The sequence below is a fragment of the Njordella aestuarii genome, assembly GCF_056494165.1.
The window spans coordinates 2,167,898-2,190,465 of the sequence record NZ_CM151397.1 but is presented as its reverse complement, the minus strand read 5'-3'; the positions used below and the strand labels follow the sequence as shown (position 1 = coordinate 2,190,465).

At 52.9% G+C, this 22,568-nt stretch carries 13 protein-coding genes; 6 read left to right on the top strand and 7 right to left on the bottom strand.

The annotated features are described in order from the left end of the window. Positions 1-93 precede the first annotated feature (93 nt). The 4 genes from SH451x_RS08445 to SH451x_RS08430 all read left to right on the top strand — a co-directional run bounded on the left by SH451x_RS08445 (position 94) and on the right by SH451x_RS08430 (position 7,579). The gene (locus tag SH451x_RS08445; RefSeq protein ID WP_479362010.1) at positions 94-1,077 is read left to right on the top strand and encodes a hypothetical protein; all 984 of its coding nucleotides are present in this window, start codon (positions 94-96) and stop codon (positions 1,075-1,077) included. 348 nt (positions 1,078-1,425) lie between these two features. After that, on the top strand, positions 1,426-2,748 hold the full coding sequence (locus SH451x_RS08440; RefSeq protein WP_479362009.1) for an efflux RND transporter periplasmic adaptor subunit: 1,323 nt from the start codon (positions 1,426-1,428) through the stop codon (positions 2,746-2,748). A 12-nt stretch (positions 2,749-2,760) separates the two neighbouring features. Beyond that, complete coding sequence (locus SH451x_RS08435) at positions 2,761-6,021, top strand: efflux RND transporter permease subunit (protein WP_479362008.1); 3,261 nt, start codon at positions 2,761-2,763, stop codon at positions 6,019-6,021. Positions 6,022-6,208: 187 nt separating this feature from the next. Further along, a complete protein-coding gene (locus SH451x_RS08430; RefSeq protein WP_479362007.1) occupies positions 6,209-7,579 on the top strand; it encodes a Gfo/Idh/MocA family protein in 1,371 nt (456 codons plus the stop codon). A 128-nt stretch (positions 7,580-7,707) separates the two neighbouring features. Here SH451x_RS08430 and SH451x_RS08425 read toward each other — a convergent pair whose 3' ends face one another. The 6 genes from SH451x_RS08425 to SH451x_RS08400 form a co-directional block, all read right to left on the bottom strand. Beyond that, positions 7,708-8,142 (bottom strand): hypothetical protein, encoded by a 435-nt coding sequence (locus SH451x_RS08425; RefSeq protein ID WP_479362006.1) that lies wholly within the window; start codon positions 8,140-8,142, stop codon positions 7,708-7,710. A gap of 287 nt (positions 8,143-8,429) precedes the next feature. Next, positions 8,430-9,392 carry an ornithine carbamoyltransferase gene (argF, locus tag SH451x_RS08420; protein ID WP_479362005.1) on the bottom strand — a complete coding sequence of 321 codons (963 nt, stop codon included), beginning with the start codon at positions 9,390-9,392 and terminating at the stop codon, positions 8,430-8,432. Between the two features lie 174 nt (positions 9,393-9,566). Continuing rightward, positions 9,567-10,475, bottom strand: coding sequence for an acetylglutamate kinase (argB, locus tag SH451x_RS08415; protein ID WP_479362004.1), 909 nt, complete (start codon positions 10,473-10,475; stop codon positions 9,567-9,569). Positions 10,476-10,827: 352 nt separating this feature from the next. Further along, on the bottom strand, positions 10,828-11,418 hold the full coding sequence (locus SH451x_RS08410) for an RNA polymerase sigma factor (RefSeq protein ID WP_479362003.1): 591 nt from the start codon (positions 11,416-11,418) through the stop codon (positions 10,828-10,830). A gap of 319 nt (positions 11,419-11,737) precedes the next feature. Further along, entirely contained in the window at positions 11,738-13,201 is a 1,464-nt protein-coding gene (locus tag SH451x_RS08405) for a sulfatase family protein (protein WP_479362002.1), read from the bottom strand. Positions 13,202-13,627: 426 nt separating this feature from the next. Beyond that, positions 13,628-15,439, bottom strand: coding sequence for a phosphatase PAP2 family protein (locus SH451x_RS08400; RefSeq protein ID WP_479362001.1), 1,812 nt, complete (start codon positions 15,437-15,439; stop codon positions 13,628-13,630). Between the two features lie 386 nt (positions 15,440-15,825). Here SH451x_RS08400 and SH451x_RS08395 point away from each other — a divergent pair, with 386 nt between their 5' ends. Further along, the gene (locus SH451x_RS08395) at positions 15,826-17,202 is read left to right on the top strand and encodes a hypothetical protein (protein WP_479362000.1); all 1,377 of its coding nucleotides are present in this window, start codon (positions 15,826-15,828) and stop codon (positions 17,200-17,202) included. A gap of 141 nt (positions 17,203-17,343) precedes the next feature. After that, a complete protein-coding gene (gene ppdK / locus SH451x_RS08390; protein WP_479361999.1) occupies positions 17,344-19,995 on the top strand; it encodes a pyruvate, phosphate dikinase in 2,652 nt (883 codons plus the stop codon). Positions 19,996-20,124: 129 nt separating this feature from the next. Here the strand turns inward: ppdK and SH451x_RS08385 are convergent, their stop codons facing one another. Continuing rightward, on the bottom strand, positions 20,125-22,299 hold the full coding sequence (locus SH451x_RS08385; protein WP_479361998.1) for an alpha-amylase/4-alpha-glucanotransferase domain-containing protein: 2,175 nt from the start codon (positions 22,297-22,299) through the stop codon (positions 20,125-20,127). Positions 22,300-22,568: the final 269 nt, after the last annotated feature.

Below are 22,568 nucleotides of genomic sequence, written 5' to 3'. Positions count from 1 at the left end.
TACCAGTAGTAATGCGTCGATAGTTGCTTTGTGCCATCTCTTTTCTCGGCGCTGTACGTTTGCTTTCTTTCCGCCTAAAGGATCTTTGATTCCATGAAATGGACTTACACTCGATTCACTGGAATGTTTGTGGTCGCTGCACTTTGTTCGACGTTTGGTTACATGCAAGCGGCCTCACCGACGCAGATCATCGTCCCTGGAACCGGCGTTCAGCTAATGCAAGTGGGCGACGATTTCGAAGACGAAAACTGGGCATTCATTCCCAATGGGCTCAAGAGCAGCGAAGAGATCGACAAACAGCAGCGACTGCCGCTGGGAAAGAGCAACAATGGACGCTGGTACGAAGGCGCCAAACGTGGCTATCCCGATATTGCTAAACGCGTACCTACGCCCGAGGGCGGCTTGGTTGGCAGCACCGGCGCTATGCTTCTACAATCGCGACTAACAGGCGTTCCGGGCCGCATCAGCAATGAAGTGCAACAAGATGACTTTATTGCCAACGTACAATACGCTATGGGCGGTCCGATTCCCGTTTCCCAATGCCCGAGCTTCGTGACCCGCGTCTACATGCCCCCTTTGAACGAATGGGAAAGCCGCCAAGGGCCTCACTTCGCATTTCGATCCGCGATTGAAACGACGGAGATGAAAAAAGGGAAGTTCTTCTTCTCAGGCTCTAACGAAGAGAACGAAATTTATTGGCCGGGTCTGTTCGTACTGATGGAGATGCGTAAAAACGCCGAAGGCAAGATGGAACGACACGCCTTTTTCCGAGTGCGAGCAAACCAAAACGGTGGCGACTTCCGCGGACCCGACATTCCCGTGATGGGCTGGTGGACGCTCGGCTTGTCGTACTCTGCCGACGGCGTCGTGCATTATTTTGCCAAGCCTGGCGTCGAAGATATCACGCGGGAAGACTATATCGCGTCCGCTTTGCCGTACGGCTACCGTTGCGAGCGCGTGCGAACATTCTTCTACAACACAATCAACCGCGAAGATGGCAAGACGTGGAGCACTCCGTTTATCGTCGACGACCCCAAAGCCTACGTGCAATACGCCGCTCGCACCGCTCGTCGATAGCCTGAAAGCGCAAACGAGCCGTTCTTGATGCGGCCCCGACAACTAAAAAAACATCCGACAGGGGAGCAAGCCGATGACTACGAATTGCTCCCCTGTCGTTTTTTCAGCAGCGACTCTTTCTCATACAACGTCAATTGTTCAGGCCATCACGCAATTCGGCCAATCTCTGGCACAACTTCGCTTCAACTCTAACGTCGGGACCGGAAACCTTCGCCGATGACTTTCGAAAGTGAATTAGCCTAGAATCACGTTTGCAAAATAGCTAGCAATTACCACATGCGTGTGGTCTAATGCCGGCCAATTAATTTTCAACGGTAGAACTTCGACGCCCTTTTTTCTTTCTTGAAAATGCACCACGAACTTATTCTTAGTCATCGGCCGACTTCCCGCTCCAAATCGCTTGCGGGATTGCTGGTCGGCTTCACGATCGCAGCCCTCTCTACGGGTTGCAAACCAGAGTCTGCAGCACAAGTTGCACCCGCAGCTCCGGCGGTATCAGCCATCGTTGCTATTGAACAAGAAGTTACCGACTACGACGAATTCGTTGGGCGGACTGAAGCGACCGAGACGGTTGAAGTTCGCTCGCGGGTGTCGGGCTTTATCCAATCGGTTGAGTTTACCGATGGCGATCGCGTGAACGCCGGCGATCTGCTCTTTCGCATCGAACCAGACGCTTACGAAGCGATTCACCAACAATCGCTGGCCCAGATCGATTTGTGGAAAGCCAAAAAAGGACTCGCCGATTCAAAGCTGAAACGCACCAAAACGCTTTACGATATCAAGGAAGTCTCCGACGAAGAGTATGACGAAACGGTCTCTGCCGTAAAGGAAGCAGACGCGTATATCGTTGCTGCCGAGGCGGACGCTATCCGAACGGCATTAGACGTAAAATACACGCAGGTAGCTGCCGAAATCAGCGGTCGAATTGACCGAGCTTATGTGACGCCAGGCAATATGGTTACGGGAGGTCTTGGTTCTGGCACTCTGCTGACTCGCATCGTCAAGAATTCGCCGATTTATGCGTATGTCGATATCGACGAGCGCTCATTGCTTCGCTACCTGCGTCGCTCGAACTCGAACAAATCGTTGGACCGTGAGAAATCGACGAGCCTGCGAGATCTAAACATTCCGTGCTTCCTGCAGTTGGGTGACGAGACCGATTTCCCACACGAAGGGAAGCTCGACTTCGTTGAGAACCGAGTCGACGCGGCGACTGGTACGATTCGCATTCGCGCTGTCTTTGGCAATGACGATAACCTGCTCACCGGTGGTCTATTCGTTCGGTTACGAGTCCCCGTGTCAGAAACGTACACTGCGATCAAGGTGCCCGAGCAATGTATCGCTACCGATCAAGGTGCCAAGTATGTCTATGTCGTGGACGGTGACAACGTCGCTCAGCGGCGCAACATCCAGTTGGGCAGCTTACGCGACGGATGGCGCATCATCAAATCGGGAGTCGTTGCGGGTGATAAAGTTGTCTACCGTGGCTTGCAAAGAGTGCGTCCTAGAAAACCCGTTCAAGCAGAAATCGAAAGCGTTCCAAGTCCGCCGGTAAATCAAACCACTGCGATTCCTGCTAACGCTGCAACTCAGGATGCGAGCGAAATGCCCGCCGACGAACCGCAGTCCGATGGAAATGCGGCGACCGACAACTCTGCGACCGAGAAGTAAGAAAGGGACAGCATGCTTTCACGCTTCTTTATCGATCGACCGATCTTCGCCGGAGTGATCTCGTTTGTCATCACAATGGTTGGAGCGATCTTTGTTTGGACATTGCCAATCGCTCAGTATCCAGAAATCGCTCCGCCAACGGTGCAAGTATCGTGCTTGTACCCAGGAGCTAGTAGCGAAGTCGTCGCGGAAACTGTCGCTGCGCCGATTGAGCAACAAGTCACTGGCGTTGAGGATATGCTCTACATGTCTTCTCAGTCGACCAACGACGGGGGCTACAACCTGACGGTGACGTTTGACGTCGGCACCGATTTGAATATGGCGCAGGTTCTGGTCCAAAACCGAGTGAATCTTGCCGTCCCGTCCTTGCCAAGTGAAGTCAAAAACACTGGCGTCAGCGTTAAAAAGAAGTCGGCGAGTATTCTTTTGGTCGTCAACGTCGTGTCACCCAAAGGCACTCGCGACCAGTTGTACTTGAGCAACTATGCGACCATCCGCTTGCGCGACGAACTAGCAAGAATTCCTGGCGTAGGCGACGTCGGGCTCTTGGGACAGCTTGACTATAGTATGCGATGCTGGCTAGATCCCGAGCGGCTCGCGGCGTTGAACATGACTGCGCCGGATGTGTTGCAGGCGCTGCGGGAACAGAACGTTCAAGTCGCTGCGGGGGCGATTGGTCGTCCGCCCGTTCCTCAAGGCCAAGCGTTCCAGTACACGATGTCGACTCAAGGGCGACTCATGGAGGCCGAAGACTTCGGCGACATCATTGTCAAAACGGGTGCGGACGGGCGGGTCGTACGACTGAAGGACGTTGTCACCGAGCAACGAATGAATGACGCTGGTCGCTTGTTTGGCGGAATCGAACTTGGAGCCAAGAGCGAGAATACGACTTGCATGTTGGACGGCCAACCTTCAGTCGGATTGGGCGTCTATCAGTTGCCAGGCTCGAACGCGTTAGATACTGCGACTCGGGTGCGCGAACGGATGGAAGAGCTCAAACGAAGCTTTCCGGAAGATGTCGACTTCAAGATTGTCTACGACACGACGCCTTTCATTTCGGAATCGATTCACGAAGTCTTCAAAGCTTTGCGCGACGCAATCATCTTGGTCGCGATCGTAGTGCTCGCCTTCTTGCAATCATGGCGAGCGACTTTGATTCCTTTGATCGCGGTCCCCGTAGCCATCATTGGTACCTTTGCCGCTATGGCCGGCCTGGGATTTAGCTTAAACAATTTATCGCTGTTCGGCTTGGTGCTCGCGATTGGCATCGTCGTTGACGATGCGATCGTGGTTGTCGAAGCGGTCGAGCATAACTTGGAGCACGGACTGTCGCCCAAGGAAGCTACCCGGAAAGCGATGGACGAAGTCTCAGGACCGATTATCGCAATTTCCTTGGTGCTGATGTGCGTTTTCATTCCCTGTATTTTCATCACCGGCATCACCGGCCAATTCTTCATGCAGTTTGCGGTGACGATTGCCGTGTCGACTTTCTTTTCAGCAATCAATTCCTTGACGCTAAGTCCTGCACTGTGCGCAATTCTGCTGAAGCCGAAGGCCGAGCAGCGTGATCCGCTCAGCCTCCTGTTGAACGCTTTGTTTGGCTGGTTCTTCAAGCTGTTCAATCAATTTTTCGGCTGGCTTTCGGCAAGCTACGGTAAACTGGTTGGATGGTCACTGCGGATGAGCTTGATGGTCATGTTGTTGTACGCTGGCTTGCTGGCAGCGACTTATTTTGGAATGACCTCGGTGCCGGTCGGTTTTATTCCTGCCCAAGACAAAGGGTATCTGCTGGTTGACGTGCGGTTGCCCGATTCAGCGTCGTTTGAACGCACAGAGGAGGTCATGAAGAAGATCGACAACCTTCTGATTGAGATCGGCAACGACGCACATGTCGAGCAGAACGAATCAGCATCGCACGACGCTGCGCACGGGAGCGACCACGAGGGGATTGGCAAGATTCCTGGTGTGGCGCACACGTTGGCCATTACTGGACAATCCTTTATTCAGAACGCGGTCGGCTCCAATTTTGGTTCGTTCTTTGTGATCTTGGACGAATTTCATCATCGATCGGAAGCCGAAGAGGCGTCCAATGCGATCGCCGACAAGATCCGTGCGCTGGTGATGAAAGAAGTCCGCGATGCCTCGGTCGCTGTTTTCGGCCCTCCGCCAGTCGATGGTTTGGGCAGCGGCGGCGGCTTTAAGCTCATGGTTCGCGACGTCGGCGCCTTAGGCTTTAACAACTTGGAGCAATCCGCCGATGGCCTGGCGCAAGCGGGCAACGCTTCTCCGGGCTTGGTAGGCTTGTTCAATGGCTTCCGTGCAAACGCGCCGCAGATGTATGTCGACATCGATCGTACGAAGTGCAAGTCGTTGGGAATCTCGCTTCAAGACGTCTTCTCAACGCTGCAGCTTTACTTGGGCGGCGTCTACGCGAACGATTTCAACCAGTTTGGTAGAACTTGGCAAGTCAACTTGCAAGCTGACCCGATGTTTCGCGTCAGTCCGGAGCAGGTAAGCCAATTCCGAGTCCGCACGCTTGCCGGCGGCATGGTTCCGCTCGGCACCGTTTCGACGATCCGAGAGAGTACCGGACCTGCGATGGTGGTTCGTTACAACGGTGTGACCGCGGCGTCCATCAACGGCGGTTCAGTGCCCGGAATGAGCTCCGGAGCGGTCGTATCAACGATGAATAATCTGGTACGCGACCAACTGCCGCCAGGCGTCGACGCGGAATGGACCGAAATTACTCTCCTACAGATTCGAGCTGGCAATACGGCGTTGATTGTCTTCGCGATTTCGGTGGTGCTCGTTTACCTGGTCCTGGCCGCCCAGTATGAGAGCTTGTTGTTACCATTGGCCGTCATTCTAGTCGTACCGATGTGCTTGCTGAGTTCAGTGATTGGCGTGGCGATGGCAGCGATGGATATCAATATTTTCGTCCAGATCGGCTTTATCGTATTGGTGGGCTTGGCGAGCAAAAATGCAATTTTAATCGTCGAGTTTGCCAAGGAGCTTCGGAAGTCGGGCAAATCGGTGTCCGAAGCAACCGTGGAAGCATGCCGCTTAAGATTGCGGCCGATTTTGATGACCTCAGCGGCATTCATCCTAGGGGTTGTCCCGTTGGCAATTGCCGTGGGAGCGGGAGCGGAAATGCGGCGAGCTTTAGGAATCGCGGTATTTTCCGGGATGCTGGGCGTAACGCTGTTCGGGCTGCTTCTCACCCCGGTCTTTTACTACATCATCGAAAAATGGTCCTCGAGGCAGCCGCGCTGAACTCCGCGCGGCAAATGACGTTCGCGAAAAACGATCTGGACTAACATAGCGGGGGTTTTTTCGATTATCATGGGGGCTATCGGAAACTACCAAACGACTCCCCCTAGTGGGCCGATCGCGTCAATGTTCTCCACCGATGACCATTTAGTACCCCTTAGTTCTGTTTCGTTCAAAAGGATCGTTCGTCATGTTGAATAAGTCTCAAGCCAATCGACGTAAGTTTATGCAGGGGGTTGCCGCAGTAGGCGCTGCCAGCGTCGTGCTCCCATCGGCTCGCCGTGCTTCCGCGTTCCAAGCTTCCAATGACCGACCAATTTTCGCTTGCATCGGCATGCGTAATCAAGGTTGGGTCATCACGTCCAAGACAATCCCTTCTGCCGACTTTGCTGCTCTGGCTGACATCGATTCAAAGATCTTGGCAGCAAACGTCGCCAAGGTTGAAGAGAAGCAGGGCAAGAAACCAGACGCATACAGCGACTATCGCAAAGTACTCGACCGCAAAGACATCAACGCGGTTATGATCGCGACGCCAGACCATTGGCATACCAAGATCGCTATCGAAGCGATGTTGGCTGGCAAAGACGTATATTGCGAAAAGCCTCTAACGCTGACGATTGCTGAAGGCAAGTTGATCGAGAAAGTTGTCAAGGATACGGGCCGAGTGTTCCAAGTCGGTACGATGCAACGTACTGAGATCGACCATTTGTTCCTCAAGGCCATCGCTTTGATCCGTGCAGGACGAATTGGTACCGTTCAAAAGATCACGTGCGGTATCAACGGCATCACTCCATCACCAGAGATTCCAGTGGCACCAGTTCCCGAGGAACTTGATTGGGACACTTGGTTGGGACCAGCTCCTAAAACTGACTACCGCGCACTGCCTGAACTGCGTGTTGGGTACGGCGGGGGAGTTCCTTTGTACAGCAACGGCCATTATTCGTTCCGTGAATGGCACGAGTATGCTGGTGGTAAGCTGACCGATTGGGGCGCTCACCACGTCGATATCGCTTGCTGGGCGTTGGGCGAGAAGAACAACTCACCAAGCAAAGTGACGCCAGTTGAATACAAGATGGGTTGCGAATACAAAGACGGAAATCCAGTTGTCAACGATCGTTACAACGTCGCGACTGACTTCGTCGTTCGCGTTGACTTGCCAAACGATGTCGAGATGAACATTGTCAGTGCAGGTGACAACGGCATCTTGTTCGAAGGTACCAAGGGCCGCTTCTTCGTAAACCGCGGCAAGATCACTGGCGCTCCAGTGGAAGATCTGGCGAACAACCCATTGCCAGAAGGTGCGCTTGAGGAAGTTTACGGCGGACCAATTCCAGCGAACCACAGTGTGAACTTCATTGAGTGCATGAATTCACGCAAACAGCCAGTTTCGGACGTTTGGTCGCATAACCGCATGCTTGAGATCTGCCATCTTTCCAACATTGCGATGCGTCTAGGTCGCGAAGTGAAGTGGGATTCGGCCAAGCGTGAGATCATTGGCGACGACCAAGCGAATTCGTTCTTGTCGCGTGAAAACCGCAAGGGCTTTGAAATCAACATGTAGTCGATCTGAACAAGATCTCGATGTTCAATTCGGCATCTTCGCTCTTGAGATTTGCCGAATTAGTCATCTCTAATTTACAGGCTGGGAATCCATCGTTTGGATTTCCAGCCTGTTTTTTTTCGAGGCGGCTAAAGGCTATCGTAGTTGTCGCTGCTGGCAGGCAGCTTCTTTAGCAGCCCGCACCGCAAACGTTCTTCGTTTGCTCGTTGGCTAATGTAGAAAAAGACAGCAAGCCAAACAAGCGGCAGGAACTGAGTGAGGCCTAGCCACAGGGCGATGCTCGACCGTCCGACGAGTTTGGCGACTCGAATGATCACCAGAGCGCGGTAAAAGGATACCGAGGCCATTATACAGATTATATATGGTACAGCGGACCAGAAATCGCGGACGCTGTTTAGCACCAGTAAAGCAAGCGGCCACGCCCCCAGGTAGGTCAGAATTGCAAACGCAATTTGCTGTTGCCCTTGAATCAGCTGCCGTGTCTGAAGATCACCGAGAGGTGGAGTTGGTGCTTCCGCATTGGAATTCTCAACATTAGGCGGCGTATATGGATTGGAAGTCATAGGATGATTTCTTAGTAGCCGCGGATGCAGTTGAATCTAGACCGTAGCTGCGTTGCTCTTCGGTAGCTGAGTTCGCCTAGAACGCGGGCGAATCTGGGTGCGTAGTCCATTTCGCACCCGGCTTCTTGGCGAAGCCAGCTACGATGCGCTTGTATTCTCTTCCGTAGCTGCGTTCGCCAAGAACGCGGGTGAATCTGGGTGCGTCGTCCATTTCGCCCCCGGCTTCTGGCGTAACCAGCTACGATGCGCTCGAACGATGCGCTCGAACAATACGTTTGGACGGTGAACTACACTTGAATTCCGGCGATGGCAAGCTTGGCTGGGTCAATTTGCCCGTTTTGCATGGCGAGCCAAACGAGGAGCCCCTTCTGAGCGTGCATTCGGTTACCAGCTTGCTCAAAAATGATACTGTTGCAACCGTCGATCACATCGTCTGTGATCTCTTGCCCTCGATGAGCCGGCAGGCAATGGAGAACTTTGGCGTGGGAAGGTGCAAACGACATCGCTTTGGCGTTCAATTGAAAGTCGCAGAAGATCTTCTTCCGTATTTCGGCCTCCGCTTCCTGCCCCATCGATACCCACACGTCGGTATAGATAAAGTCAGCGTCTTTCATCGCTTCCTTTGGATCTTCCGTTTGCAGAAAATCAATCGAACTTCCTTTGGTGATCTCTTCAACAAGCGATTGCTCCATAGCATACTTGTCGGGTCCGTACATCGTAAAATTGACACCAGCTAACGCGCAAGCGTGCAAGACAGACCGAGCAACATTGTTTGCGTCGCCGACAAATACCAAACGTTTGCCCTTGAGCGATGGCGTCAGTTCTTGCATCGTCATCAAATCAGCGATAGCTTGGCAAGGATGTGCCACATCGGTCAAACCGTTAATAACGGTAATGCAATCGTGCGACGCAAGTTCTTGGACCGTCTCGTGAGAGTTTGCACGGCAGACTATCGCGTCGCAGTACTGAGCGACGACGCGCACAAAGTCGGCAACCGACTCACGCTTTTTCCAGCCGACATCGCTCGTCAAATAGATCGCTTGACCGCCAAGCTGTACCATACCCGCTTCAAAGCTGACGCGCGTTCGCAAGCTTGGCTTTTCGAACAGCAGAGCGATCGCCCGGTTTTGCATCAAGCTTGGGCGTTCGCCACGTCTCAACATCGCCTTGAGCGTGTGAGAGATTTGTAGAATCGCTTGAAATTCGGTGGAAGTGACGTCGTGTAACGTATTTAAATGTCGTAGCTTCATTATCAGTTCTCTACAAAAGCAAACTTCTCCGAAGTCTGCCAATATCGCAACAGAACACAAGTCATCGCAGGAGAGGTTAATCCAGCCTGTACGCTCATGTGCGCTCTTGCTTCGGTCATTTTACAGCCTGGGCAGACCAACGTAGGCTGCACAGGAGTGGATGTCCGTCTGAGCTTACCTCATAACGTGACCTTCCAATTTGTCGGATACGATCTCCGTACCGACTCCGGCTGTGGTATAAATTTCTAACAACAATGAATGCCGCAGTTTACCGTCAACAATATGAACCTTCCCTACGCCTCGGTTCAAAGTTGACAGGCACGCTTCGACTTTCGGGATCATCCCGCCCACAATGACTTCATCTTTGATCAACTGTCGCGCTTGAGACGCGGTCATCGAATGAATGACGCTTGACGGGTCGTCTTTATCACGACGTACGCCGTTCACATCGCTAACGAAGATCAATTTTTCTGCGCCCAACGTTTCGGCGACGGCCATAGCGGCCGTATCAGCATTCACGTTGTACTTCTGTCCGTTTTCATCGATGCACATCGACGGAATGACGGGAATTTGTTCGGTATAGCTCAGCGATTCAATTGGCCGACGATCAACACGAGTAACATGCCCCACAAAGCCCAAATCGAGCGGTTCGCCTGTGTTTTCGTCGACGGTCAGTTTCTCGCCAAATAGTACGTTTGTAGTATTGAAGTTCAGGTTAATCGCCCGCCCGCCCAACTTCTCGATTTCGGCGGTTAAGTTTTCGTTAACGCTGCCGGCAAGCGTCTGTTCGACAATCTGCAGAACTTTTTCATCGGTAACGCGGCGACCTTTGACCCATTTCGGTTCGATTTTAGCGGCTTCCATCGCCTTATTAATCGACGGTCCACCACCGTGGACGATTACGGGCCGCATCCCTACCGATTCCATGAAGATGATGTCGAGCAGGATATGGTGCATCGATACGCGGTCGTCCATCATGGAGCCACCAAGCTTGATGACGGTCGTTTTCCCGCGAAATCTCCTGATCCAAGCCATCGCTTCGATGAGTGTGTCGGCTTTGGCGATGGCTTCGTTAACGATCATTTCGTTCCTAGTTTGCGATAGGCCAATAAACGAAAGAACGCTCGGAGGCGACCCGAGCGTCAAATAAAGCTAGATTTGTCACTTAGCCGCACAAATGCGACATTTTTCTGGGGAAAAACATGAGAATTTACCCTTGCCAGCCCTCCCGTGTCAATCCTACGTCCCAACAGCTAGCTTCTTTTGTCTGGGGTCACTGTTGCCTGGTCTTGTCTGTGTGCCACTGCCTGCTTGTCTTATCTGGGTGCCACTGCTGGCCTTCCTAGCAGTGGCACCCAGATCAGTACAGCAAGCCAATTGCTAGTCCACCGCTCGGCCACGGCACTGCTGGACAAGCCAGCTGTGGCATCTAGCCTCAAAGATCAGAATCGAGGTCGCCGAGCTGAGTTCGGAGGCGGCGGAGGATGCGGCTGCGGACTTGACGCACGTATGCCGGCTGGACTTCGAATTCAGCAGCAACCAAGGGCGTGGCGATCTGGTCAATGACGCTCCGCTGAAAGATCGACCATGTTCGCGGTTCAACTTCGCGGCGAACGTGCTCCAAGCCACGGTCGACCAAACGTTTTAACTCGATCGACGACGTTGGCTCGTCATCCGGTACTTCCACAATCTGGTGTAGTTGGACCATCGCCGTGCTGCCACCGACAGGATCGACATGGCGATTCTCGCGACGTAAATAATCTCGGACCTTATTCGATGTAATGGTCCACAGCCAACTTCGGAATGCACCGCTGGTTCGATTCGGTTCGTAAGACGCCAACGATTGTGCCACGGCAGCGAACACTTCCTGAACACAATCCGCAGTTGCATGCGAGTCTAATTTGCAACGATAACACCAATGAGCGACCAATGGCCCGTACAGCTCAACGAGCAATTCCCATGCATCTGCATCACGCTGACGAGCACGAGAGATTAAACTGGCACGAGTCGAAGTAGTAACGGTCATCGGTGCTCGCACGGTGAGGTCACAGGCAAATGTTTCAAAAAAAGTTTAGCTCAATCCAACTTCCGTGTCACGCACCTTTCGTTCTAGAAACTTAGCGGCCAAGCGGGACCAAGTGGCCACGATCCGCTAAAATGACTTTGACAAGGAACCCGATATGACTGTCCAAGACTGCTTGCCGCGTGAGACGCTGAAGAAGTACCTGCACGGTTGGACCGATACTGCTCAGTCGCAAACCATCGGAGCCAATCTGCGAAAGTACGTGTGGTCCGAAGATGCTGTCGCGCGGTTGACGCGTGGCTTTGCATCGAGTACTGCGACGTTACTTCGGAGCGGCACCGAAATACTTCTCCACGATCCAGTCTGGTTGCCACTGATCAGGCTTGCGCGGGAGTCCAGTCAAATCAACCAGTGGCGGTGGTACGCTTTCTTCCGGAATATTGGCCGTGTCGCCTGACTCCAACTGCCACTGATTCATTGCAGCACGCAGCCGAACGACATGCGGCTGAAACTCCGCACGATCGATGAGATTGGTCATCTCGTGAGGATCATTTTGTAAATCAAAGAGTTCTAAGTACTGAAGCTGCGGATAGGCAATGAACTTCCAACGCTCGTCTCGAACCGCTCGTTGTGACCGAACGTAGGGCAGAAAAACTGTCTCTCTGACTTTTTCAGCTTTCGCTTCCCAAATCGGGCGAAGACTCTTGCCGGTCATTCCGCTCGGTGGTTCGATGCCGATCAAATCGCAAAGCGTTGGATATATATCGAACAAACAGGTAAGCGCTTGAGTCGATTCACCTGCGGGAAATCCTGGCCCGTAGGCGATCATCGGAGTTTTCACGCTGTGCTCATAGACTGATTGTTTTCCTAACAGTCCATGGCTTCCGATCGCCAAACCATTGTCGGCCGCAAAGATCACGATGGTGTTATCTAACTCACCTGTTTGCTCTAGCGCAACCATGATCCGAGCGAGTTGATCATCCAGATGCGTGATCATACCATAGTACTCCGCTAGCTGATCGCGAACGACTGCTTCAGTCCTTGGCCAGGCGGCAAGGTCTTCATCGCGTCCGCCCTTCATCGATCCATTGTCGAAAGGCAACTGCGGAAGAAAATTTTCTGGTAGTGGAGGCAGATTCCGGTAGTACATCTCGCGATACTCAGTCGGAGGTTGCCTGGGATCATGAGGCGCTGTGAATGCGACGTAGGCGAAGAACGGCTTTCCTTCCTCGCGACTTTCTAGAAACTCAATCGCAGCATCGGCAAACAACTCGCTTGAGAACTTTCCGCCAACGTGCTCCGCAGTAAAGTTCCCATCGGGAAGAAGATCGTGTATCGGCACTTTTGTATGATCGGACATGCCGCCGAACATGATCGATTTGCCACGCTGAAATGATCGGAGCCACGATGGCTTTCCGTTGTGCCATTTGCCCGTGGCGAAGGTCTGGTAGCCATGCTCTCTCAGTAGCTCTGGCAGCAGTTTTTCTCCAGCAAGTGTCAAGTTATCAATCTTCGTCCAAATCTTGCCACTCATCAGCATCGCGCGGCTCGCCATACATACGGCAGCATTGCTACCTCCGCAAACATAGTTGGATCGGAAGCTGTAGCCTTTTGCTGCCAAGCGATCGAGCGTCGGAGTTTTAATGTGCGAATTCCCATGTGCCGCAATGGTATCGGCTCGCATGTCATCGGCAAACAAGAGCAGCACATTGGGAGCTCCTGCGCATGCAACTTCGCACGAAAAAATCGAAATAGCGACGATAAACACTGTAATTAAGCGAAGCATGGGAGGTTACCGCGTTCTGAGACAGCGAGAGGTCAAGTGGAGGAACTTGACCTTAACATTATCCAAGCGCAGTTTAAAGTAGGCATCGAAATCAGCCATGATGCAGACTCAGTTGTGTTCAGTTGTCGCCAAGCTTTTATCAACCCACCTTTGATTAGGGTTTTTGATGCGTTAAGCCAATTGCTCGAAAAAGGTTCGTTCGTGTTTGAGCGGACGCTTGAAATAGAGTTTCAGGGAACTTGCGAATTAGTTAAAAAACTGTCCTATCTGAAGCTAGTTTCGGTTTCAAGGCTTTGTGCTCGTCGAAGGCCTGGAGGGCCGATACATTCATCTACTTTGGCGGCTATGTACCAGCCTTTCAGGCTTAAGAGAACCTACCATGCTAAGGCAGGCTTTTTAGGTGCAAGAAGATCCCTCAGGCCCGCATCATTTGGCAATCGTCATAACAATATGCTCGCCGATTGCGCGGCCCATTGCTAAACCTGCAGTGTTGTCAAAGTTGTAATGAATGCCGCCGTAAATACGACTCAGCCCGGCTTCCGCGGCAGCTTCGGCAAAGCTTGTAAAGGTACGCCCACCAAGCAAACTTGGATCGACCAGTTGCTGATTCGAAGCCGTGTGCGGATCGACAAAACTTGTAAATGAAACATCGCCTAACAAAGAAGTGAGCACCGCGGCTGCCGCACCGCTAAATGTACTGTGGCCCGACGTGTATGCTGGGAATGGTGGTGTGACCAGCAATGGACTCCAAGCGACATCAGAACCTCCTTCGATACCAGAATTTAGATCCTCGATCGCATCGATCGGGCGCCAGAGATCATAGTGAAGCTTTGACTGCCACGCGGCTATGCCTGCGTCGGCCATCGCGATATTCAATAGCGTCAGAACACGAGCATGTTCAAGTGTCGACAGCGGTTGGCTCATCAGTACATCCGCCGCAATCTGATTCCAGTGCCCCGGCGGTGTTACCGTCCCAGCTCCATCGGCCCAGAACACAGCGATGGCGGACTGCTCGGCCGTGCGTTCGGCACTATCGGCTCCGCCCAGTCGCATTACTTCATCAACGGCTTCCAAATACTCTGCACTGGTGAGCGCCGGAGGCGAATGTGCGGCGAAGTCGATTAAGTTATCGCTGCCAAATGGTGCTACGGTGCCCCAGTGTGGCAACAGAAATGGTTGATACGCAGGCGCTGTCGGTCTCCAATGCCCGGGCTCATCGATTGGGTTGTATTCTAGCGACGCAGCGGAACCGTCGGCGGCTCGCAACGCCAACATTGCATCGGCAACGCTAAAACCAAAATCAATTCCGGCCGTCTTGCTCATACCATCCGGAATAGCCGCAAGAGATTCGGCGAGTGCAGCCTCCCAGAGCTGGCGTTGGCCCGGGCTCGCGTAAAGTGCGGACGAAACGCGGTAGGCTGCCGCTACGGCCGCAGCTTCCGAAGACGCGTCGCTTGGTGCACCTTCAACGGCAACGTAATTTGTATAGTTTCCGTCGATCCCATTCATCGCATCGAACATAGCCGTGTGAATCATCGCCAGATTACGTGCAACAAGCGGTGGCGGAGAGCTAGCGGCGACACCGTCAATAAGTTGCCCTTCGATCGGATTCCATCCTCGTACAACGTTCAGCACCGTAGCGTTCCAATTCGTGATCAGGTCGCCACGGCGGATCTCATGCTGAATGCTCGTCGTGCGGCCTAACGGATCGCGTGCCAGCAGCTCGAATGTGTTGCGGCCTGGAGCAAGTTGAACTTCGATCGCGAAACGACCATCGTCGCTTGATTCGACCGTCGTTAAAATGGAGCGACTGCCGTCTTCGGCATTTGGTACGCTTGCAATCTGTACCGAAACGCCAGGTAGAGTCTGTCCGACGAACTGGACGGTTTCGTTGAGCGTGACGCCATTGCGGTCGACGTCATCGAACTGCGATAGCGAAGCACTCAGCTGCAAAGCTGCGTTAAATTTGTTGAGACCATTGATGACTGACAGAAGGTCGAGCGGCGTGATATAGCCATCGCCGTTGACATCACAAAAGGCCTCGTCGACCGGTTTGACGCTCGGGAGCAACCGTACTCCCTCACGATCGATGAGATCAGCGAGATGCACTAAGTCGGCAGCATCGACTAAGCTTGAATTGTCGATGTCGAGCCGATTGTCTGTGTTTTGCCAGACGCTGCTCAAACACCTCCGCGGTTCAAGCGTCTCAATTTTCAGTTGGCGTCGTATTGCAGGCATCTTTTATGTCGAAGCACGGTTGGCCGCACTACGCGAGTAACGTTATGTCCAATCGCGATGGACATACCGGATTTTTGGCTTGATTGACAATAGCAATGTGAAATGCAGATAGCGATCCCAGTCGTGACGCAAAGCGAGATCGCATTCGGCTGGTTATGATCCTTTCTCGACCGAGGCAAGCTCGGTCGGGTTGCATTTTGCGTGGCCAACTACGTAGTTTGCTTCGACCGCTCAAACATTTCTGCAGTGGTCAGAAGCTAAACATGTGTTGCTGTATGCGGCTAGCTTCGTTTGAAAGACTTTGTAGAGTAAGATCATGGTCAGCAAGTCGCGGAGCGTTTGGCGGCGTTGCCTTAATGCGTGTTTCCAATGGAGTCTACTCGACGATGCGATTACCACCTTTCTTCAAAGATCTGCCCAATGACGCTGTCCGTCGTGTCGTCGACTTGTTGAACCAGCCTCAAATTGTGCAGACAGTCAAAGATGCCGCTCAACAAGTCGGCGCAACGACTGAGTGGGGGACCGCACAATTGCAGGATTCGCTGCAGCAGGCCAAACGCTGGATCGATTCGGTTAGTGGCCGTTGGACAGCTCACGCGCCGTCGGCTACCGCGCCGATCGTGAATGCGACGGGCGAAATTTTCTCGAACAAGTGGTCCTCGCCTGCTCTCACCGACGCCGCCGCAGCCGCCTACTCGCGTGTTTCTGCTGGCTATTCCGACGACAGCTCAATTCGCAGCGAGACTGAAAAGCTGTTGATGGATGCAACGGGCGCTGAATCGGCCTTGGTTGTCCACAATATCGCGACCGCCCTTCAGTGTGCCGCGATTCATCCCGACGCGCGGGACGGATGGGTCATTCCTCGCAGCGCTGCCATGCGTTTGCATGATGGCGGAGATGTTTTTTCGATTTTTCAGCGGTTTGGCAAAACGATCGAAATCGGAGCGGTCAACACCTGCTCTGCGGATGATCTGGCCGGCGGGTTGGCGGAAAGTTCTGGCGAGGCGAAGAAGGCGTTATTTTCGCTTTCGCCGTCGATTTCCGACAACGATGAAGCTGGCCAAGGTGCGATTTGCGAGCTTTTTTTGCAAGAAAGTAAGAAAAGGAATCTGCCGCTTTTGGAGCTTCGTTACGACGGAAGTCTGTGTGACTTGCGAAAAATTGTCGCCACAGCAACTCCGGTCCAGGAGCGGATTAGTGCCGGAGTGGCAGCGGTCGTGCTGCCGGGCGACGCGTTTCTGGGAGGCCCGCGCTGCGGCATCATTGTCGGTAAAGCTTCCTTTGTCGAACCGATGCGCGAAGCCGCGCGGACGTTGGGATTCGCAGCTTCCTCAATAATTAATGCGATTTTATTGGGCAGTCTGCCTCACAATCAAAGCTCGGACGCTTGGGAGAATTCTCCTACCGGAGCGAGTTTTATGGCGAGTATGGCGAACCAAACCCATCGAGCTCAACGGATTGCCGAACAAATCAAAGCGTCACGATTTGTAAAATCGATCGACGTCAGCGAAGTCAGTTGTGCGATTGGTCCGGCTCCATGGACCAATGTTGTTCTGCCTTCTGCGCTGATCACGATCGTTCCGGCCTCGACCTGCGACGAAGTCATGACGCAACTGCGACGAGCTGACCGGTTGGTCGTGCCGAAGATCTCGCACGGAACGGTACAACTCTATATGCGGACGATCGATCCGGCAGACGACAGGAGCGTTGTAAGCGCGTTTGGCGTCAATGAACAGCCGACTGAAGCTGAACAGACCAATTGACGCATTTTCGGTGCTGCTTTAGACTTTCGCCTCAAAAATACGTGGAAAATTTGGTTTCCACGCGGCAGTCATGCAACTCGCCGAATATTTCGTTTTCGTTAATTCTCTCCGTTCATAAAGACTGATTGCACAGGATTCGTTATGGCTAATAAGATGATCTACTACTTCGGCAAAACCAAGACCGACGGAAAGGGCGTCAGCAAGGCGATCCTGGGCGGTAAGGGTGCTAACCTCGCAGACATGACAAGCATTGGTCTGCCTGTGCCTCCAGGTTTCACGATCACGACCGAAGTTTGCGACGCGTACTACAAGAGCGGCCGCAAGATGCCTCCTGGTTTGATGGAAGAAGTCGCAAAGAATGTCAAACTGCTCGAGAAAGAGCTTGGCAAGAAGTTTGGCGACGACAAGAATCCGCTGCTGGTTTCTGTTCGCTCCGGTGCAGCGATGTCGATGCCCGGTATGATGAATACAATTTTGAACTTGGGTTTGAACGACGTTTCAACCGAAGGCTTGGCTAACGCGACCAGCAATCCTCGATTCGCTTACGATGCGTACCGACGTTTGATCAACATGTTCGGCGACGTCGTAATGAACATGCATCACGAATACTTTGAAGAAGCTTTCGACAAGATCAAAGCCAAGTACAAAGTTGTTGAAGACACTGATGTACCTGCCGAAGGACTCAAGGAACTGTGCGTTGCTTACAAGGCCTTGTACAAGAAGCACACCAAGGAAGACTTCCCGCAAGATCCAATGAAGCAATTGGAGAAAGCGGTTGAAGCAGTATTCAAGAGCTGGATGGCTGACAAAGCTGTAAAATACCGCGAAATCGAAGGCATTCGTGGCTTGTTGGGCACTGCTGTTAACTGCCAGTCGATGGTTTACGGCAACATGGGCGATGACTCGGGTACAGGCGTTGCCTTTACTCGTAACCCTAACACAGGCGAGAACAAGTTCTTTGGCGAGTTCCTCGTGAATGCTCAAGGCGAAGACGTTGTTGCTGGCATCCGAACTCCACAACCGACCGAAGAGATGTCGAAGTGGAACAAGGTCGTCTACAAGCAGTTGATGGAAATCAAAGATACGCTTGAGAAGCACTACAAGGACATGCAAGATATAGAGTTCACCATTGAACGCGGTACACTCTACATGTTGCAAACTCGAAACGGTAAGCGAACAGGTGCTGCCGCCGTCAAGCTTGCTTGCGACATGGTGAAGGAAAAGCTGATCGACGAGCGGACCGCGATTTTGCGAGTGCCTGCGAGCGACCTAACACAGCTTTTGCTCCCGAGCTTCAAGCCTGAAGCGTGGGACAAAGCGAAGAAGATCGCTAAGGGTTTGCCAGCTTCGCCAGGCGCGGCTGTGGGAGCGCTTGCGTTCACGCCAGAAGACGCCAAGGCTCGTGCACTGAAGGGTGAAAAGGTTCTCTTGATCCGCAAAGAAACGAGTCCAGAGGACGTTGACGGTATGCACGCTGCCGCTGGTATTCTGACCAGCACCGGCGGTATGACTTCGCACGCGGCCGTGGTTGCTCGCGGTTGGGGACGCTGCTGCGTCGCTGGAGCCAGCGGTGTTAAGATCGATCTGAAAGCTAAAAAGGCTGTGATCGATGGTAAGACCTACGGCGAAAAAGACATCCTGAGCATCAACGGTACGACCGGTGAAGTTGCCGCAGGTTCGGTCGAGACTCAGCCAGCCAGCTTGTCGGGCGATTTCGCTAAACTGATGAAGTGGGCTGATGAATACCGCGTCTTGAAGATCCGAACCAACGCCGATTCGCCTGCGGACAGCATCCGTGCTCGCGAGTTCGGTGCTGAAGGAATCGGACTTTGCCGAACAGAACACATGTTCTTCGGTGGCGATCGCACCAAAGCAATCCGCGAGATGATTCTTGCGTCGACTGAAGAAGCGCGTCGCAAGGCTCTTGCAAAACTGCTGCCGTTCCAACGTGATGACTTCGTCGGCATCTTCACTGCGATGAAGGGACTACCTGTCACCGTTCGTCTGCTTGATCCACCTTTGCATGAGTTTGTACCTCATGATGAAAAGGGGCAAAAGGAAATGGCTGCCGAAATGGGAGTCAAGCCTGCCGATATCAAGGCTCGCGTCGATGCCCTCCACGAGTTTAATCCGATGTTAGGCCATCGCGGTTGCCGACTGTGCATTACCTATCCAGAAATTCTGGAGATGCAAGTTCGCGCTATCGTCGAAGCTGCGATCGTCTGCAAGGGCAAGAAGATCGACGCAATTCCTGAAATCATGATTCCGCTCGTTGGAAGCGAATCGGAATTGAAGATCTTGCGAGCCAAGACCGAAGAAACGATCGCGACTGTCATCAAGGACAAGGGCTTCAAGGGCAAGCTCGATATCTTGATCGGCACGATGATCGAAGTACCTCGCGCGGCACTGACTGCGAATGAAATCGCTAACCAAGCGGACTTCTTTAGCTTTGGTACCAACGATTTGACTCAAATGACCTTTGGTTTCAGCCGTGACGATACCAACTCGTTCCTGCCAGATTACCTGCATCATGACATCTTGTTGAACGATCCGTTCCAATCCCTCGACACCAGCGGCGTTGGACAACTGGTCGAGATGGCTGTGAAGAAGGGTCGCGACGTCAAGAAGGGCCTGAAGCTTGGTATCTGCGGCGAGCATGGTGGAGACCCTGCGTCGATCGAATTCTGCAGCCAAGTTGGACTCGATTACGTGAGCTGCTCGCCGTTCCGCGTGCCGATCGCTCGCCTCGCAGCCGCTCAATCGGCTCTGCGTGCTTCGACCAAGAAGAAGTAATGTCGAGAGACTGAGAACTCGTTAAAATTGCAACGCCACCAAGATAACTTGGTGGCGTTTTGCGTTTGCTGTGCGAAGCCGAACTGCTCCGAGTCGCAATCTTTTGTCTCGGAGTGATACTGCTACGAGTTAAACTCGCGCGGTCGCCGTCAAGCTGCTTGTGCGTGGCTGCGGTTGATGTTCAGCGGCAAACGAAATCTCCATGGCAACCGACCAACGGCCTTCGCTATCGCCACGCACCAACCAATGCGGCATCACGCATACGCATTGATGAACGAGCTCAAATCCGGCTTCGCTTTGACTTACCGTTTCAACCGGGTAGGTCCAGATCGATGTCGGACGATTTAGCTCATACTGGACCGACAGACCAAGCCACTGGTCGATCAGCCCTAGGTGCTGGACGTCGTGCAAGTCGAGTCGATTGCCAAGGTGTCCCATCTTTGCTCCGGTGCAATCGAAGTAGAAGCGATCGTCCGCTCCAGCCGGCAACCCCGCCCAGTTCCATTCAACTGCGAAGTGGAACGACTCGTGCTGCGGAAGGCCTTCCAAAAGGTAGGCGATGTGCAACGCGTCGGAACCGGCGGACATGGTAATTGCCTTGGTAACGGTCAGCGGTACCCCCCAAGCATTCCCATCGCGTTTCATGTGCAGTTGAATCTTGTCGGAGCCTCGACGAATTTTCGCTTCATACGGGCAATTGACAAAGTCGCCTCGCTCCATCGCTTTGTTATTCACGAGCGTCTGCGGATCGAGGTCGTTATCGTAAAAATGGTCGATAAGTGCCTTGCGAGGATGATTGTCGTAGTGCAGCAACTCGTTCAAGCCTGCTTGCTTAAAGACCACGCGATCGTGGATGCTAGCCGATTCGTTGCCATCCTGAGGCACACCGGCGAGAACTTTCTGGTGGTAGCTTTCAGGTCGGCGCTGCAAGCCCGCGAGCAAGTTATGTTTTACTTGTCGAATATCAAGTTCGTAGAGCATGCCGCCGCGATAGGGTGCTACGTAAGCGACTTGGTGCTCATTCGATAAGCGCACTTCAGGATATAGATCTTTATCGAAGTCGTCGGTCTTCGCATCGATCCAGTTGCCCGACTGGCCATTCGCTGCTTCGAGCAAGTTGTCGGCGGCGATAAATTCGCTGTAAGTCGCATTTCGCAAGTGCGGAAGGTAGATGCCGCCAAACGCACCATGCCAATATGGACAATTACATTGTCCGCGGTACAAGTGGTCTTCGATTTGATTCAACAGCGAAGCGTCCGCCGAATCGCTACGTCGCGTTTTTTCCAGGTTCTTGCTGACTTCCAGCATGCGGCAGTACATCTCGTTGGCTTCTGAGTATTTGACACGGAAGTTTCGCCAAATCCCGCCGCGTACGAATTTCGAGATTGTCGGCCAGCGTGAGTCACTTTCTAACTCGTGCGTAATTTCGTCATAGGTCAGTTGCTGTTCGACCGGCAACGCCCATTCCGTCATCTCGCGGTAGGAGCAGTCTGGCAAAAAGGCTCGGCCAGCGGGCGGCGTTTGTCGAATGATTTCGCTCGGTCCGCAAGTGATCAACCAATCGCTGTTTTCGGATAGCAAGTCGAGGAACCGACGCAGCCAACCTTGTTCATAAACGTGCACTTTGGTGTTGGGCCAAGTGCCGAATTTCTCGCCATCGTCACCAAACACAAGGCTGCCACCAGGATTCGCTTGAGCAAAGGATCGACAGTAGTCGATGGTTTCATGAGGTGCGGCAAAGGGGATTAGGTACCTTAGTCGTTCGCTGCCTGGAAAAACGCGAAGCACGTACCCGTCATCTTCGGTTGCAAAGTAGTTGGTAAGCGAGTCAGCGGAGTATCCTGCAGCGCGAAAATGGAAGTCGTCAAGAATCGTGTACTGCATGCCTGCGGGAACTACGTCACGAACCAGTTGGCTTTCCCAAACACGTTCAGGCATCCACATACCGTGGATGTTCGTATTAAATTGATGGCTCAACCAACTCGTATATTTTTGGATCTGGCCAATTCGGTCTCGACTTGGCAGCATCGTAAGGATGGGTTCATAAAAGGGCCCGCCCAAGATCTCGATGCGGCCAGCGTCGACCAAACTACGCAAGCGATCCAAGTATTCTGGATGCTTGTCGGCGAACCAAAGCATCAGAGGGCCGCTAGTATGCAGTCCGATTCGAATCTTGTCGTAGGGTTCGAAAACTTCCAGAAACGGCAAATAGCTATCCTGATAAGCTTGTTCGATAACCCCATCAAAGTTTCCGATTGGTTGATGATTGTGCAAGACCAAGGAAAGTCTGACGATCGAACTCATGAATGCGCTTCCAATTGCGGTAGAGTGACAAAGCGGTCCAGCGACCTATAAATTGAACAATTTGCAGCTTTTTCTACAAGCTTGACAGTCCGAACTTTAGCGAACTGGGCAAAGAACAACGATGGCGACACCCCGCCTCGCGACGTCGGCATACATGTTGGCTTGTATCGACTTTGCCGATTGCAAGGCTTGAGCCAAAGAAAACGATTGTTTTGGCGTGTTCAAAGGCGCGTTTCTTCGCCAAAATAGCTAAACGTTACAGTCGCTAC

Coding starts and splice junctions, on each gene's coding strand:
- SH451x_RS08445 (WP_479362010.1), top strand. CDS start 94: ATGAAATGGACTTACACTCGATTCACTGGAATGTTTGTGGTCGCTGCA.
- SH451x_RS08440 (WP_479362009.1), top strand. CDS start 1,426: ATGCACCACGAACTTATTCTTAGTCATCGGCCGACTTCCCGCTCCAAA.
- SH451x_RS08435 (WP_479362008.1), top strand. CDS start 2,761: ATGCTTTCACGCTTCTTTATCGATCGACCGATCTTCGCCGGAGTGATC.
- SH451x_RS08430 (WP_479362007.1), top strand. CDS start 6,209: ATGTTGAATAAGTCTCAAGCCAATCGACGTAAGTTTATGCAGGGGGTT.
- SH451x_RS08425 (WP_479362006.1), bottom strand. CDS start 8,142: ATGACTTCCAATCCATATACGCCGCCTAATGTTGAGAATTCCAATGCG.
- argF (WP_479362005.1), bottom strand. CDS start 9,392: ATGAAGCTACGACATTTAAATACGTTACACGACGTCACTTCCACCGAA.
- argB (WP_479362004.1), bottom strand. CDS start 10,475: ATGATCGTTAACGAAGCCATCGCCAAAGCCGACACACTCATCGAAGCG.
- SH451x_RS08410 (WP_479362003.1), bottom strand. CDS start 11,418: ATGACCGTTACTACTTCGACTCGTGCCAGTTTAATCTCTCGTGCTCGT.
- SH451x_RS08405 (WP_479362002.1), bottom strand. CDS start 13,201: ATGCTTCGCTTAATTACAGTGTTTATCGTCGCTATTTCGATTTTTTCG.
- SH451x_RS08400 (WP_479362001.1), bottom strand. CDS start 15,439: ATGCCTGCAATACGACGCCAACTGAAAATTGAGACGCTTGAACCGCGG.
- SH451x_RS08395 (WP_479362000.1), top strand. CDS start 15,826: ATGCGATTACCACCTTTCTTCAAAGATCTGCCCAATGACGCTGTCCGT.
- ppdK (WP_479361999.1), top strand. CDS start 17,344: ATGGCTAATAAGATGATCTACTACTTCGGCAAAACCAAGACCGACGGA.
- SH451x_RS08385 (WP_479361998.1), bottom strand. CDS start 22,299: ATGAGTTCGATCGTCAGACTTTCCTTGGTCTTGCACAATCATCAACCA.